Origin of the sequence: Pseudoalteromonas sp. NEC-BIFX-2020_002 (assembly GCF_013002825.1) — a bacterium.
Lineage (GTDB): Bacteria > Pseudomonadota > Gammaproteobacteria > Enterobacterales > Alteromonadaceae > Pseudoalteromonas > Pseudoalteromonas neustonica.
The window spans coordinates 43477-59024 of the sequence record NZ_JABEPJ010000007.1 but is presented as its reverse complement, the minus strand read 5'-3'; the positions used below and the strand labels follow the sequence as shown (position 1 = coordinate 59024).

Here is a 15548-nt window from a genome sequence, read left to right as displayed (position 1 = left end):
TATTACAGCGTCTCAACTGGCCCATTGAGAGGTAGTACAATTTTAAAACATGCGCCTAGCTTACACTGCTCGGCGCATATATTACCATTTAATGATTGCTTTACTGCGTTAAACACAATATTTAAACCCAGCCCTAAGTGGTTTCCCCCCATATTTGTTGAATAAAATGGAGTGAAAATATCTTTGAGTATTTTATCATCAATGCCGCTGCCATTATCTTGAAATATAATCACAGCATGATTGTTAACTACACTTATTTCTATCGTGATTAACGCATCATCAGTGTGTACAAAACCATGCTCGTAAGCATTAATGATCAATGTTTTAATAACATCAGAAACAATTGATGGATAAGTAGGAATAGAGACTTCGGTGCCTATCACGTTAAAACTAATATGTTTTTTAAAGTGATTTTGTAATGTGGTCACTCTATCTGTAATAAACGTTTTAAGTGGGATTACTCGCATTGGTATATCGGGTGCAATCGAGACACTTAATGCTTTGAACTCTTCAACAATATTTGCTAAGCGGTTTATATTATTGATCACAAAATCTTTTGCTTCGTTCGTTTCTTGAATAAATTTACTAAAGTCGTTGCTGCTGAGTGTTTTTTCATTGAATTTCTGGCTCAATCGTTTTAGATTTTCTTCGATCAAAGAGCTGGCCGTCGCAGCTGTGCCAATAGGGGTATTTAATTGATGTGCAAGCCCGGTGACTAACACTGTTAATGCGGCTATTTTCTCAGCTTCTAATAATTGCGATTGAGTTTTATGAAGTTCATCGAGTGTTTTAGCTAAGCGTTGCTCACGCTTATGAATATTATGTACAGCAAAAAAAGAGCCGAACAATATCACTAACAACGAAATAGTAATTGCTATAGACAATTCTTGAAACGCTTTAGCTTTTGTTTCTTTGAGTTGTTTTGTACGAGTTAACTCGGTTATTTCTACTTCCTTACTACTTGAGTCAGCTTCGGCGAGTGCCTTGGCTAAGTTAACATCACTTTGCTGTTTCACTAATTGAGTATGCGCATTAGTATGCTTTTTATATGCATTAATTGATTGTTTATAAAGGCTTTGAGACTCAAGGAAACTTGACTGAAATTTATAAACACGAGATACAAATAGTAAATTACTTTGTTTATTTATACTCGCAATCACTAACGCTAGGGTTGTATTTGCTTTATTTAGATCACCCATATCAGCATATATTTGTGCAATAAAAAAATGAGCTTGTGATATTTTTTCAGGCAAACCTTGTTGCTGAAAAATACTGAGGGCTTTTTCGTAATGCTGCTTGGCAAGTGGGTAGTCATTATTTGCTTGTTCAATCTCACCGAGTAATAAATATGCTTCAGCTAAGTAGTATTTAAAATCATTGTCTTGTAAATCAATAATAATATTTAAAGCTAGCGTTTTTGCTTCTGCATACTGTTGTTTGGCAATTAACGTCTTAATTAAATTGTTCGTCGAAATTGAGATGCTTAATGGGTTTTTTAATGCGGTGGCATAATCGAGGTACTTCCTGTAAATATCCTCTGCTTCATCGAGACGTCCAAGTTGTAAATATACTTCAGCTAAGTTGTTAAGTGTTTGCTGGGCTAAATTTTTGTTATCTTTTTTAGTGTGTTCAAGCGCCTTTAAAAAATGCTCTATAGCAAGTTGATACATGCCTAATTGTGTGTAAATACCGCCAGAAATATTATAGTACCCATAAATTAAGCTCGGTTTATCTGATCGTTGAACCAGATTTTTATACAGAACTAAAGTGCGCATTGCTTCTTCAAATTGTCTGGCTTCGAGTTCAAACCATGCTTTGTAATTAAGCATTACAATTTTTTGAGTTGGATTTAACTCGTCATTATTGAGAATGTTTTTTAATTGTGTAAGTGCTTCGGTGGGGTTTTTTGCGTAACTGGCGCGAAGATCCACGCGTAATTCTTCAAACGATTTTTTAGTGTAGGACTGAGCAAAAGCAGATACAGAACTTAGGCTATATAAAATGACAAGTAACACAACACGAAGCATATAACTTCCTTTTAACTGCATGAGTGGCGATATAAAATATTCTTTAATTATAAGTGAAAAAGTAGCTCAGTTGTGTATGATTTTTACCTTTTTCGTAGTCTTTGCTAATACTTTAATCTGTTTCTGTCGGATGGACTGACCAGTTAGGATGATAATGATTGACGGCGGCGAAGAAAAAACTACAATGACTCACCTCCTTGAATGAGAGTTTATCTTATTCTCTTTTACTTAACTGACAGAGCCGTTTAATGTCTAATGTTTCTACTTGTATTACTTATGATGCGTCGACATCATTAATAATGATGACATTACGAGGGACTGCAAATGCACAGGATGTGATTACTTTTTATCAAATAGCTGAACAATATATTGGCATCTATAAATGTAATAAATTATTGGTAGATGTATCTGAATTAAAACACGATTTTCCTGCAAGTGACTTACTTAGCATTATGCCTGCGATTTCGAGCTGGCTTAAACACTGTTTTATAGCTCGCATTGTTAGTTTTGATGGTTTTATGCATGATTTATTTTTGCAAAAAGCGAAACGTTTTGAAATAACGGCTGAGAATTTTGAGTGTTTTCGTAGTGCAAAGCACTGGCTTGAAAATCAGCCTAGCAATTAGGCCTGTAACATTTTACACTGTGTAGCCATTAAATAAGAATAAATTGTTTATGACTGCATCAACGTCTTCTGTATTAAAAGATTCATTAAATAAAACCACATTTTCATTTGATGAATCGCAGCGCACAGCATTGTTCAATCAAGTTAAAACACAGCATGGATTGCTGTTTGCTGCTGACATTAAAGCGCTTTGCGCTCAATATACAATTACACATGATGAGCTTTTACGTGCATGTTTGCCGGTAGCCTCATTGTTTGCTGTAGCACCGATTTCTCACTTTTTGGTTGGTGCTGTTGTTGTTGGTATTGATTGTGATGATGCTATAAATTTTTACTTTGGTGCTAATGTTGAATTCGCCAAACAACCATTGAGCTTGGTGGTACATGCCGAGCAATCGGCGATAAACAACGCATGGCTTAAAGGTGCACAAACAATTGTGCAAATAGCAATAAGTGATGCACCTTGTGGCTATTGTCGTCAGTTTATGAATGAGCTTGCCGATGCAGAAAAATTTGATATTTTGTTACCTGATCAGCAATTTAAATTAAACCAATTATTACCACATGCATTTGGTCCAAAAGATTTAGGTAATAATTACAGCCTATTTAATCCAGCTCCACAAACGCAGACTTTTGAGGCTAACGCTGATATTGATACTGCGCTTACTAAGCTTGCTTTAACAGCTTATGTCCCTTATACGGCTAATTACTGCGCTGTGAAAATTACAACGTTTGATAATGGCTGCTTCTATGGCTGTTATGCTGAAAATGCAGCCTATAGCCCAAGTTTAGCACCACTACAAAGTGCAATTAGCCAGTTGCATTTAGCGGGCTTAAGTATGAATGACACAACAGTGAAAAGTATTGAGTTGCTACAAACTAAGGGAGTGGAAAATCAGTTACACGTAAGTGAATCAGTACTGGCAAGTTATAGTAACTTACCAGCGTTGATCGCATATAGTTTAGCGCTTATAAAGACCTGTTAAGCAAGAAGTATTTTTGCAGCCTCGATAACCACGGCGACTGATTTCTTCTCGATTTCGCCGTGATCAACATTTGGTATTTCCTGGCGAGTACGGTTCACTAATACACCAGCTACACAAGCCGCTTTTAAACCAAGTGCTGCACACATAGTAAATAAGGTTGCTGATTCCATTTCATAATTCATTACACCTAGTTTTTGCCATTCTTCACAACTACCTTGAAATGCTTTTGGCACATAACCAGAATACGTATCGTAACGTTCTTGGCCTGGGTAAAAGGTATCGCTTGATGCTGTAATACCAATGTGAAAATCAATCCCTAAATTGCCACAGGCATTAACCATTGCTTGAGTTGCAAAAAAATCAGATACAGCAGGGTAGCTAAGAGGAGCAAAGTGTTGACTGGCACCATCTAAACGCACAGATGCTTGGCTAATTAATATGTCCCCTTCATTTATATGTGGTTGGATCGCGCCAGTTGTTCCTATACGCAAGAATGTACCTACACCTAGTTGGGCCAGTTCTTCAACTGCAATAGATGTTGAAGGTCCACCAATACCTGTGGAACAAATTACCACTGAATGGCCATTTAATTGCCCTAAATAAACATGGAACTCACGAGTTTGAGCAAGGCATGTGGGGTTTTCAAGGAACGTTGAAATACGTGCTGCGCGATCTGGATCGCCAGGAACGATTGCTAATGTTGCGCCTTGAAGATCATCGCGAGAGAGTCCTAAGTGAAATACCTTTTCCATAACGGGGCCTTATTATTACTTTTGTTGATAACGTAAGTGGTAACGTTAACTTACAGAGTTATAGTCAATTTAGCATAATTACTACAATACCGAGCACTGTACAGGACGGATGTCCGTTTTATAAAATAATGCTTTATTCAGTGCATTTGAATATTCAAGCACTTAACAATATTGTGATAAACCAGCGGTTGTTGACTTGTATTAGCAGACACTATATCTATCTTAATTAGTACTAAATTTTAATTTATCCGGTGTATGAAAATTTATATAACATATTGTTATATAAATGGTTAATTATTTCTATTGTTTGGTCTATAAAAAACAGTCAGCCTTAAATTTGACCATTCAAAAACAAGATGAATCTTTTATTATATTTATTTTCTGCAGCGCCTTTTGCATAACTACGCAAAAATACCAAGTAAGGAATCGTGATGAGCACACAATGGCACACATTTAAAAGTAAAGTTGAACACTGTTTATGTCCACCGGGTGATGGTGTATTTACGGTCAATACAGCACAAGAAAGAAAAGCAGCACTGCGTAATAAATTGTATGGCCAAACTGATAATGTTGATGTGCTATGGCGTGACTCGTTAATTAATCTACCAGAAAGTGAGCATAAGGCAGTTATGCTTGGAATTAGTTCAGATTGTGGTGGTGGGATTTTGCGTGGAGCAAATTGGGGACCATTGTTTTTGCGTTCAGCATTAATTGATCAGCAGCCTCAAGCTAAATCATTCGATTTAGGTGATGTGCGTGTGATCCCACATTTATTGCATGATAAGTACCTAAATGAAACGACTATTAGTAACTGCCAAAAGGCATTATACGATAACCCAAGCAGTGAATATTATGTCAGCCCATTGTCAATCACTGAAGATGTGTGCGATAGCTTTTACGCAACCTTTACTGATAAAGGAATTTTTGGCATCGGTGGCGATCATTCAATTAGTTACCCGTTAACAAAAGCGTATTTAAAAGCAAAACGCGCGCAAGGTAAACGCACCGCTATTATTCATTTTGATGCCCACACAGATTTACTCGTTGAACGTTTAGGCATTGATTTATGTTTTGGTTCATGGTGTACGCATATTTTAGAATTTTTACCAGCGCCGCATCACCTTATCCAATTTGGTATTCGTTCAAGTGGTAAACCAAAGGAACACTGGGAATCAACGTTTGGTGTTAAACAGCATTGGGCACATGAAATTATTGAACGTGGCGCGCAGGCAATTGCATCGGATGCGATTGCACAGCTAAAAGCAGATAACGTTGATGAGCTTTATGTTAGTTTTGATATTGATGCGCTAGATGAAGAATTTGCTTCAGCGACGGGCACACCAGAAGGCAATGGCTTAACGCCACAACATGCCCTCGATATTTTAGTCGCACTGGCGGATGAATTTCCAATTACAGGTGCTGATATGATGGAGATTGCCCCATTTACAGACAGTTCATTAGTTGGTCAATCAAGCTCAGACACAACGCTTAGGGAAGGTGCTAAAATCTCAGCATTTTTAATTAATGCAATGAATCGTTAAGTTTTATTCGGTACGCATTAAAAAACAGACCCTTTGTGGTCTGTTTTTATTCACATACCCGTAATTTGCCGCTATATTCAACTTATATAAAAGAATGATATAAAAAAAATCTGTGGGGCAACAGTGGCTAAATGGTGTTATTTTTTATTTATAATTATTAGTAATCAATGCGTAGCTAAATTACATGTAGTTACGGAAAACTTCCCGCCTGCCCAATACTTAGATGAAAACGATCGTTTAGTGGGTTATGTTGCCGATAAAGTACGCTTAGTACTTGATCAAGCAAAGATTGATTACACACTTTCAGTTAATAATTGGAGTACCGTATTTAATACAGCCTTAAGAGACCCCCAAACATGTATTTTCTCAGTCGTTCGTTCATCAGAGCGAGAAAACAAGCTTTTTTGGGTCGCTGAAATAGCTGAATTAAAAACATATTTGTATGCACTTGGTTCAAAAAATATTACGATCACTGAGCTCAATGACGCAAAAAAAATGAATGTCGCAGTACTAAAAGATAACTACAGTCATCAATATTTGCGTTCACAAGGCTTTGAAGATGGAAAAAACTTGATGCTGATTAATAGCTTCGATAACATATTTAAAATTATAAAAAACCGTAAAAGTAGTATTGATTTGGTTGTATTGCCGGAGCAACGTGTTCGTTATGAAGAATCAATAAATCACGTTGCTACATCATTAAAATCTGTTTATCGTTTAAACGTAGAACAACCGCCTTTATACTTTGCGTGTAATAAAAACTTAGACCCTTCAATTAAATCAAAATTGCTTAGTGCCTTTTCGCACTATTGATAAATATGATGCTGCACTACTTTGCGTACATGTCTATTTTATAGAGTACTGCCAGATTTTTAGTTTACCTCACTTAAAAAACAACACTTACACTATCTATTACATTGATATTAAATGCTTTTTAATATTATTTAAATATAAATTGCTCCGCATTTAAAAGAGGCTATAATCCAGCTGCTTTTGCTTATAAAAGCGTTTATTTTTGGAGCTATAAATGGGTGATTTAATCGGGATTGGCTTATTAATCTTGATCAGTGCGTTGTTTGCGATGTCAGAAATTGCGATAGCCGCATCACGTAAAATAAAATTAAGAGTCATGGCTGATGAAGGCAATATTAAAGCTGCTGCGGTCTTAAAATTACAAGAAAAACCGGGTGCATTTTTTGCCATGATCCAGATTGCGCTAAATGCGATTGCGATTTTAGGTGGTATAGTTGGTGAACAAGCACTTTCGCCATACGTTGAAAGTGTACTGACGATATTTTATCAAGGACCTTTGCTTGAGCAAATGAGCTTTATTTTATCGTTTTTAGCGATTACCTCTTTATTTATTTTATTTGCTGATTTATTGCCGAAACGCTTAGCCATGATTTTGCCAGAAGCTGTTGCTGTGCGAGTTGTTACTATTATGCGTTGGGTGACGTTTGCTTTAACACCGCTGGTATTGTTTTTTAATGGTGTCACTAATATTGTGCTACGGCTATTTAACGTGCCAGCTGAACGTGAAGATATTGTAACCACAGAAGATATAGTGGCAATGATGGATGCTGGCGCGGAATACGGTAGCCTGCAACAACAAGAATACGATTTAATTGGTAATGTGTTTGATCTAGAAGCCCGCTTCTTATCCAGCGTAATGTCACCACGTGATCAAATTGTGTATTTTGATATTAAAGAAGCCAGTGCTGATATTTCGAGTAAAATTATCGATCATCCGCATAATCACTTTTTAGTATGCAATGGTAACTTAGACAAACTAATTGGCTCAGTTGAGTCTAAAGATATTCTACGTCAAGTGCTCAAAGGCGAAGCGGCGAATATTAATGATGATTTATTAGAAAAAGATATTTTCTATTTGCCAGAGACACTCAGCTTATCAGAGGCATTAAATGCATTTAAAGGCGCAGCTAAACCTTTTGCTGTGGTGGTTAATGAGTACGCTTTAGTGGTGGGTATTGTGACCGTTAAAGATCTTATGAAAGGGTTTATGGGAGATTTAATAACTCATACTGGCGATGAATTAATTATTGAACGTGATGAAAACTCGTGGTTAGTCGATGGTCTAACGCCAATAGTTGAACTGGCTAAAGTACTGGATGTTGACGAGTTCCCAGATCAAATGCATTACGAAACAGTTGCTGGCTATTTGATTTATATGATGAAGCGCATCCCCAAACGGGCTGAGTATATTCAATACGGTGGTTTTAAGTTTGAAGTTGTAGATGTAGAAGGTATTCGAGTAGAGCAGCTCTTGGTATCAAAAATAGCTGCGGCGACGAATACCGCATCAGGACATATCTAAGGTGCGTTAAATTAATCATTCAGGTATTTCAAAGGGGCTTACTTCATCGTGTTACTTTATTTCAAATAGCGCCTGATGTTAAGCCCTGCATAATGCACACATAGAGCGCACGTTATTAAAGTGTGGTTATACAACTTTATTAAAAACGTTATCAGTGTGGAAAGTTAAATAACCCATTTAGTGACAAATTACTTATATACGACGACATATAGCCAAGCTACCTCAAGATACAGAGTTTAGCGTTTCACAGGGGCGCAATATCAAGGCGTTACTTTGCAATAATGGCAACCCTTTTTAATAAGTAACAACGATGAGAGTGAGTTCCTGTGAAACGCCCATCGTATTGGTTTTAAAGCGATTTATACTGCGTTACTTTTATAAGGGATTGATTTTAACAATAGAACCACTATTATTTGCAATCAATGCCTTGCCTAAATCGCTTTAAATTCCAACGACGCTCGCATCTTGAGGTGGTTTGGGTATAGATGTAGATCAATACAGGAAAGTTGGCGAAACCAACGCTAAAAGATCAAACACGTCCTACATATTTTATTTATTTTATAGCTCAGCTTGTTGTTAATAACTAGATGGTTAACAATACAGACAGTGTTTAATTATTGGGTATAGATTAGTTATGCTAATACAGTCACTTGGATTTATTTCACGTGTTAAACGCAGGGTATTTTTATTCTGTTTGCTTGCTGGTTCTTCGTCAGTATTTGCTGATAATAAAGAACAAACATTGATTATCATGGGCAGCGAAATTGAGACCTGCACCACTTTGAGCCCACAGTTTTGTAATATAGACACCCCATTGAGGAATGAAAAAGGCGCGCTTTATTCATTAACGCCAAAAGCAATCAAAAGGTTAGAAATTAATTGGCCAACAGACGACAAAAGCCAATTAGTAGCAACTGTCAGTCATTTAAATACACTGCTTAAACAGCATTCGTTGCCCCTTAGCAAACAAGAATTGTTATGGGCATGGCGTGATATTGCAAGTAAGCAATTGAGTGAATTATCGCAAATTGAGTTTGATTATGTAATTGATATGCTAGAAATCTCGCATTTAGATGGGCAGCGTAACGTGTTCAATATTGATGCTAAGAATAGTAAGAAATCTCAAGATTGGTTAACACAAACGTACAAATTTATAACGGCTAGCTTAAAAGTTAAAACTGAAAAGCCAACTCTATTAGTGATAACAACAGCTGCTCGGGACCCCTATGCTTCAGCTAATTATTATGAAACGTTATTATCGCAGACCGGGGTTGCACTTGAGTGGCTGCCACTGACACCAGGGCTTGCCAAAGCATTACATGAAAAAAAATGTGAGCAGTTAGATACATTTCGTGTTCAGGCTGGTGTGCATAACCGTGCTAACGTTTACCCTAAACGTGTAGCAATAGAGCAAGCAGCCTGTTTACAAGGTACTGACAAACTAATCAAGCGGATTAAAAATAGCACCGGTGTTATTTTAATCGGAGCTGAATTTGATACTGCAACAGATCAACGATTACGGACAACGTTATTTGACTCACAAGGAAATGCCTACCCGTGGACGAGCGCTATAGCTGACTCATCAGTATTAGTAACTTCAGGTTATAGTGGTAATTTATTATCGGGTGGACGTACTCAATTTGGTCCCGTTGCCACGGTCAAACCAATCTCCAGTTTAGCTGCGCTGCGCGGAGAACGTAGCGTGTCAGCAGGTGGCGTGGGTAGTATTACATTTGCGTTGCTTGACACATATTTTAGTGAGCAAAATCGTACAATTGGCTTGGCGAAGTCTCTTGATGCAAATATGCAACCTAATGGCATTGGTATTGATGAGAATACGAGTCTTGTGGTTATTAAATCACCTCACGAAAACGTATTAACGGTGCTTGGTGAGCGTGGGGTAGTGCATTTGAAATCGTTAGCTAAACAGCAATTCCAGTTTAATTATTGGCCTGCAGGCGCTGTAGTTGAAATGAAAAAATACGGCTTTATATTGAGTAAACCTAGTATTGATAAAGCGTTACCGACAGTGAAAATACCGCCTTTGCCAATGCTGCGTTTTGACAAAATACTCACAGATGCAAAATTACGCTCGCTTACCCAAGCGATGTGTTTAAGCAATGAACAATCTGCGGTAGGCCAGCAAGATGAGTTTATTGTAAGTTTAGATGCTGCAAAAAACACGCAGTACCATCGCATTAATTCCAGTAGTTATGGATGTGCTATAGAGCAACTAAAGTTAACTATTACAACAATTCAATAAGAGTGACTTGCTCAGTAAGATGGTAAATAACTTACTGAGTAGTTTAAACTGCGTCTTTATGGTGTATTTAGAGATTCGACATTCGACATTAGATCAAATAACGATCGTGGTTTCTCTTTTTAAACTCTTTTCGCTAATAATTCACGCTTGTTGATGTCAATGAGCTTGTGATTGTCATAATTTATAATGTTAAACACCTCAGTTTGAGAAACAGGTTATATAGGCAAAATCTATTTATTTAGATGGAGATACAATAAGCCCAAAGGGCTATTGTTTATATAAAAACAATAACAACAGCTCAACCATGATTTTATTTTCCAGCCATTGTTGTTAATTAGCTTAACAGTAAACAGCATCTTGGCAGGAATATTTATTTAATAGAAATAAAATATTACGGTACTAAATGCGCAAGTTAGCTTTAAATGGAGCCTAAATTGTCGATTAAAGCGAGTATTTTCAATTAACTGATCAATCAGTTGCTTTGAAGTCATTAAAAGCCTTATTTTAGCTATGGTTAAACAGTGCATGATTGTCATACAATGGGGTTAAAGTAGACCACAATAATAAAGAGAGATAAAAATGGCAGCGTTTGGTACGGTATTTATGCCGCAGATGATTCAAGCTCGTTTTACAGACAATGCGTGGAGTGAAAGCTCGGTTGTTCCTTCGGATAAAATTGAACTACATGCTGGGGCCCATGTATTACATTATTCAAGTACATGTTTTGAGGGCTTAAAAGCCTTTCGCCATGAAGATGGCTCAGTGTATATTTTTCGTATGGATGCCAATATAGCCCGTATGATACAAAGCTCGCATTTATTAAGCTTACCTGAGGTCGATGGACCCATGCTTGAAAAAATGATCATTGATATTGTACGTCAATATGCAGATGAAACACCTTTACCACCTGGCTCTATGTATATCCGCCCAACACATATTGGTACTGAGGCGGCAATAGGCAAAGCAGCGGTGCCGTCACTCAATTCGTTATTATATGTATTGTTATCGCCTGTAGGGGATTACTTTGCGGGTGGTGCGACTGCGCTGCGCGTTTTACTTGAAGAAGACGGAATGCGTTGTGCACCACATATGGGCATGATCAAAAGTGGTGGTAACTACGCGAGTGCATTAGCACCAATTACTGCCGCACGGGTTAAGTACAAAGCAGATCAAATATTGTTCTGTCCAGGCGGTGATGTACAAGAAACTGGTGCAGCAAATTTTATTTTAATTGATGGCAACGAAATCATCACTAAAGCGCTAGACAGTACTTTTTTACACGGTGTTACGCGCAGCAGTATTTTAACGATTGCAAAAGATTTAGGTATGACGGTATCTGAACGCAATTTCACTGTAACAGAGCTACTAGAGCGTGCTGCAAAACCAGGCACAGAAGCTGCGCTTTCTGGCACTGCAGCTGTATTAACGCCAGTAGGTACTTTTATCCATAATGATACAGAGTACAAAGTAGGCAGCGGTGAGCCTGGTCCAACAACCATGCGTTTGCGCCAAGCTCTTAACGATATTCAGTGGGGCAAAGCACAAGACACTCACGGTTGGTTAACTAAAATAGACGTGTAAACTCTAGGGCAAGTTGACCTTTCGTGATTAATTTTACAGCAGTATGTTTGGTATTTAGGCAAGGGGCGTGAGCAGGACGCACAAGCTTTGCCCGGTTTTAACTTAACCCGCTCGGTTACAAACCTCGCGCCGCGATTAAATCGCCCCTAGATTGAACAAATTTCAATCCACAAAGGTCAACACGCCCTAGCTACTTGTTTTACATTAAGCCTAGACTATTTATTAGCCTAGGCTTTTTTATGACCTATTTAATGTAAATAAGTAACACGAGTATGAATATATGACTAATATTAATAAAGTAACAGCAAGGTATTTAATTTTAACTACATAATAAAAAACAATTTTTTTAGCTGCATGATTCTTGCAAAGTAATTTCATAATTATGAGATTAATATTCGATATTAAAACGGACACTTAAAAGGAGCATGTATGTGGGTGGCAATAAGTTATTTACTGTTAGCAATCGTTTTTATAATAATGGGGTGGCAAGTTAGCCCAAGTTATTTTTCGGTTCTGTTTTACTGGACAGCCTTATCATTAACGTTGGTCGGTTGTGCGTATGTTTTTAATATAGCAAAAATTTTTCGCAAACGTGAAAACGGCGTTATTCCATTTTATATACGCTGGGCATTCATCCCATTTTTACTCGGCGCACAGGTTTATAATGCGTGGAGTCGTAAGCACGATAAAGTGCCACCACTGCAACAAATAAATGAGCATTTGTTTTTAGCCTGTCGTTTGTTTCCCTCAGATATAGATACGCTAAAAGATAATGGCATTACGGCTATTTTAGACGTTACGTGTGAGTTTGATGGTCTTGAGTGGAGTTCAACGCAAGAAAGCATCAAGTACCTCAATATTCCTGTACTTGATCATCGAGCACCTACACGCTCTCAGCTAAATCAAGCAATTAACTGGATTGCACATCATGTTAAAGAAAATCGTCGCATTGTAGTTCATTGTGCGCTGGGAAGAGGGCGTTCGGTATTTGTAATGGCAGCATATTTGTTAAGCCAAAATAAACATGCAGATGCACATCAGGTTTTAGCGCAAATAAAAGAGACTCGCTCTACAGCAAACTTGAACAAACATCAGCTACGTCAATTATTAAAAAGCCACAAAAAAGGGGAGCTATTAATTAAAAATAAAGCAATTTTGATTGCTAACCCAGTCTCTGGCACCAAGCTGTGGGAGCAAAAAGAGCATGCAATTATTGCTCGTTTATCAGCGTATTATGATTTGAAAGTGATGACAACAAGCGCTGAACACAATGGTACTTTGCTTGCAAAGCAAGCAATCAAAGAAAATCCTGATATGATCATCGCGTGTGGTGGAGATGGAACCGTTGCTGAAGTAGCCAGTATGCTCGTTAATCAAGACTGTAAGTTAGGGATTATTCCCTTAGGTACGGCTAATGCGTTGGCACATGTATTAATGGGAATACAATCGAAATTGATTCCGGTTGAGGTCGCGTGTGATTTGATTATTGATGGTCAAACTAAACAGATGGATACCGCATATTGTAACGGCGAACTAATGTTGTTACTTGCAGGAATTGGTTTTGAACAGCGTATGATTGAAAAAGCCGATAGAGATACAAAAAATGCAGTAGGTCAATTTGCCTATTTACAAGGGTTTTGGCAAGCACTGGGTACACAAAAAGCACAAGATTATAGTGTGCAACTAGATGACAACGCACCTCAAGTTATTAATACAAACAGTCTCGTTGTTGCTAATGCTGCACCCTTTACAACGTTGCTCGCGCAAGGAGGAGGGCAACCAAATCATTATGATGGTTTATTAGATGTGAATTGGCTAACCCCTAATCAAGATGCATCAGCAAATGCACTCAGTATTGCTGAACTAGTGTTTAGCAGTGTTACTCAAGCCCATTTAGCGCTTAACTCACATCATACAAATGCTAGGCGTGTGGAAATATCCGCCACTGATACTATAAAATACGTGATTGACGGTGAGGTAAAAGAAGCTGATAAGCTCATAATAGAAATTGAACCCAAGTCATTAGCGGTAGTGTGTGCAGAGTAAAGGTTGTAATAAACATAGGCGCACAGAGTGCGATTAAACCCAAGCCATCTCAATATGCAGAATTCAGCGATTCACAGGGGCTCTTTGTAATAATGGCAGTCCCTTTTAAGAAGTACAACGATGAGAATAGGTTTCTGTGAAACGCCCAGCGGGTTGGTTTTAAAGCAATTTATACAGTGCTACTTTTATAAGAGATTGATTTTAATAATAGAACTACTATTACTTGCAATCAATACCTCGCCTAAATCGCTTTAAATTCCAATGACGCTCGCATCTTGAGGTGGTATATGTTTATTTCTTTTTAATACTTGGCCATACAAAACCGCTATTTTGTGGTTCTGTTTCAACACAGTTATCAAGATATAACTGCTCTACTTTTGTACGGGCCCAAGGTGTTTTACGCAAAAATTTAAGGCTGGATTTTACACTTGGATCTGATTTAAAACAGCGAATATCAACGTGTTCTCCCATCGTTCTCCACCCGAGTGTTTGCTCAAGTTTCGTCACGATCTGCTCTAGGGTTAGGCCATGTAATGGATTGTTTGGTTGTTGATTCATAATTCACTGTTTGTCGTTTAAAGTCAGCACTATTGTAACGTAACTACTGCTCGATACCAATGCGTTATAACCCAACACCGTGGATATAGGTATCGGACTAGGCAGTTAAAGTTAATTAATGCTAATTTTGTTAACTTTCTTAGGGTAAATAATGTTGCCTTTTTCATCAATCATTAACCAGCTAAGAGAGCTATTACTCTGACTAGGATTTTTAGGAGTGCAGATCACACGGGTATCAGACATATATATGATTGCCCCTTCACTATATCGCTTATCATCAAACCAGCATATATTTTGGTTGCTTATTAGATCACCTGGATTGATAAGGAAGGTCGCTTTTTGATTATTACCCAAACTATTTGTTGAGTAAATTACACTGATAAAACAGAGGCCTACCATAGTTAAAATTCGCATTTTATACCTTTGCATTTAGAAATAACTACACTAAGCTTAAAACGTGTTAGGGTAAATAACCAACAAAAGAATAACAGATAGTAATTTTATTAAATCACAGTGCATTTAAATGATCTAAATCACTTTTGTAAATCAGTTATTTAATACAATTAGCTCAACAAAACAATAACAAGGTGAACACATGCAATTTAACCAAACAATGATTGACGAATTTACACTTTTAGCTAAATTTCCTCTAAGCACTAAGATGCAAGGCCTTAAACTTCATAGTGACGCAGAGGAAAGTTTAAAACAAGCCGCACAGCGTTTATTTGAAAAAGGGGTTATTGATAGCCCAGACGGGGGGTATTTAACAGAACTGGGTTTAGATTTAATAGAGCACGTTACCGTGCTCCATAGCGCATTAGGCAGTTAAACTTA

General features: G+C 37.5%; 13 protein-coding genes. 9 read left to right on the top strand and 4 right to left on the bottom strand.

Going from position 1 to position 15548, the window contains the following annotated elements; all coding sequences use genetic code 11:
• Nucleotides 1–2 precede the first annotated feature (2 nt).
• The gene (locus HJP15_RS09660) at nt 3–2027 is read right to left on the bottom strand and encodes a tetratricopeptide repeat protein (RefSeq protein WP_170173627.1); all 2025 of its coding nucleotides are present in this window, start codon (nt 2025–2027) and stop codon (nt 3–5) included.
• A gap of 248 nt (nt 2028–2275) precedes the next feature.
• Between HJP15_RS09660 and HJP15_RS09655 the strand changes: the two genes are divergently transcribed.
• Together HJP15_RS09655 and cdd are read left to right on the top strand one after the other, a co-directional pair.
• Nucleotides 2276–2653, top strand: coding sequence for a hypothetical protein (locus tag HJP15_RS09655; protein WP_054205943.1), 378 nt, complete (start codon nt 2276–2278; stop codon nt 2651–2653).
• Nucleotides 2654–2702: 49 nt separating this feature from the next.
• The gene (cdd, locus tag HJP15_RS09650; protein ID WP_170173626.1) at nt 2703–3638 is read left to right on the top strand and encodes a cytidine deaminase; all 936 of its coding nucleotides are present in this window, start codon (nt 2703–2705) and stop codon (nt 3636–3638) included.
• Here cdd and udp read toward each other — a convergent pair.
• Complete coding sequence (gene udp / locus HJP15_RS09645; protein WP_054205945.1) at nt 3635–4390, bottom strand: uridine phosphorylase; 756 nt, start codon at nt 4388–4390, stop codon at nt 3635–3637. The genes cdd and udp overlap by 4 nt on opposite strands.
• A 431-nt stretch (nt 4391–4821) precedes the next feature.
• Between udp and HJP15_RS09640 the strand changes: the two genes are divergently transcribed.
• From HJP15_RS09640 to HJP15_RS09615, 6 genes are all read left to right on the top strand, one after another.
• On the top strand, nt 4822–5931 hold the full coding sequence (locus HJP15_RS09640) for an arginase family protein (RefSeq protein WP_170173625.1): 1110 nt from the start codon (nt 4822–4824) through the stop codon (nt 5929–5931).
• 123 nt (nt 5932–6054) lie between these two features.
• Nucleotides 6055–6744 (top strand): transporter substrate-binding domain-containing protein, encoded by a 690-nt coding sequence (locus HJP15_RS09635; protein ID WP_170173624.1) that lies wholly within the window; start codon nt 6055–6057, stop codon nt 6742–6744.
• A 214-nt stretch (nt 6745–6958) separates the two neighbouring features.
• A complete protein-coding gene (gene paeA, locus HJP15_RS09630; RefSeq protein WP_054205948.1) occupies nt 6959–8266 on the top strand; it encodes a polyamine export protein PaeA in 1308 nt (435 codons plus the stop codon).
• A 634-nt stretch (nt 8267–8900) separates the two neighbouring features.
• Nucleotides 8901–10529 (top strand): type 1 glutamine amidotransferase family protein, encoded by a 1629-nt coding sequence (locus HJP15_RS09625; RefSeq protein WP_170173623.1) that lies wholly within the window; start codon nt 8901–8903, stop codon nt 10527–10529.
• Between the two features lie 579 nt (nt 10530–11108).
• Complete coding sequence (locus HJP15_RS09620; RefSeq protein ID WP_054205950.1) at nt 11109–12110, top strand: branched-chain amino acid aminotransferase; 1002 nt, start codon at nt 11109–11111, stop codon at nt 12108–12110.
• A gap of 429 nt (nt 12111–12539) precedes the next feature.
• Nucleotides 12540–14156: a diacylglycerol kinase family protein gene (locus HJP15_RS09615; protein ID WP_170173622.1), complete on the top strand. Its 1617-nt coding sequence runs from the start codon at nt 12540–12542 to the stop codon at nt 14154–14156.
• Nucleotides 14157–14447: 291 nt separating this feature from the next.
• Here HJP15_RS09615 and HJP15_RS09610 read toward each other — a convergent pair whose 3' ends face one another.
• Nucleotides 14448–14714, bottom strand: a complete 267-nt coding sequence (locus tag HJP15_RS09610) for a VF530 family protein (RefSeq protein WP_054205952.1) — start codon at nt 14712–14714, stop codon at nt 14448–14450.
• 111 nt (nt 14715–14825) lie between these two features.
• A complete protein-coding gene (locus HJP15_RS09605; RefSeq protein ID WP_054455728.1) occupies nt 14826–15128 on the bottom strand; it encodes a DUF1496 domain-containing protein in 303 nt (100 codons plus the stop codon).
• Between the two features lie 181 nt (nt 15129–15309).
• Between HJP15_RS09605 and HJP15_RS09600 the strand changes: the two genes are divergently transcribed.
• Complete coding sequence (locus HJP15_RS09600) at nt 15310–15543, top strand: TIGR02647 family protein (RefSeq protein ID WP_054455730.1); 234 nt, start codon at nt 15310–15312, stop codon at nt 15541–15543.
• Nucleotides 15544–15548: the final 5 nt, after the last annotated feature.

Excerpts from the sequence above, each read along its gene's own strand:
- HJP15_RS09660 (WP_170173627.1), bottom strand. The coding sequence starts at position 2,027 with ATGCTTCGTGTTGTGTTACTTGTCATTTTATATAGCCTAAGTTCTGTA.
- HJP15_RS09655 (WP_054205943.1), top strand. The coding sequence starts at position 2,276 with ATGTCTAATGTTTCTACTTGTATTACTTATGATGCGTCGACATCATTA.
- cdd (WP_170173626.1), top strand. The coding sequence starts at position 2,703 with ATGACTGCATCAACGTCTTCTGTATTAAAAGATTCATTAAATAAAACC.
- udp (WP_054205945.1), bottom strand. The coding sequence starts at position 4,390 with ATGGAAAAGGTATTTCACTTAGGACTCTCTCGCGATGATCTTCAAGGC.
- HJP15_RS09640 (WP_170173625.1), top strand. The coding sequence starts at position 4,822 with ATGAGCACACAATGGCACACATTTAAAAGTAAAGTTGAACACTGTTTA.
- paeA (WP_054205948.1), top strand. The coding sequence starts at position 6,959 with ATGGGTGATTTAATCGGGATTGGCTTATTAATCTTGATCAGTGCGTTG.
- HJP15_RS09625 (WP_170173623.1), top strand. The coding sequence starts at position 8,901 with ATGCTAATACAGTCACTTGGATTTATTTCACGTGTTAAACGCAGGGTA.
- HJP15_RS09620 (WP_054205950.1), top strand. The coding sequence starts at position 11,109 with ATGGCAGCGTTTGGTACGGTATTTATGCCGCAGATGATTCAAGCTCGT.
- HJP15_RS09615 (WP_170173622.1), top strand. The coding sequence starts at position 12,540 with ATGTGGGTGGCAATAAGTTATTTACTGTTAGCAATCGTTTTTATAATA.
- HJP15_RS09610 (WP_054205952.1), bottom strand. The coding sequence starts at position 14,714 with ATGAATCAACAACCAAACAATCCATTACATGGCCTAACCCTAGAGCAG.
- HJP15_RS09605 (WP_054455728.1), bottom strand. The coding sequence starts at position 15,128 with ATGCGAATTTTAACTATGGTAGGCCTCTGTTTTATCAGTGTAATTTAC.
- HJP15_RS09600 (WP_054455730.1), top strand. The coding sequence starts at position 15,310 with ATGCAATTTAACCAAACAATGATTGACGAATTTACACTTTTAGCTAAA.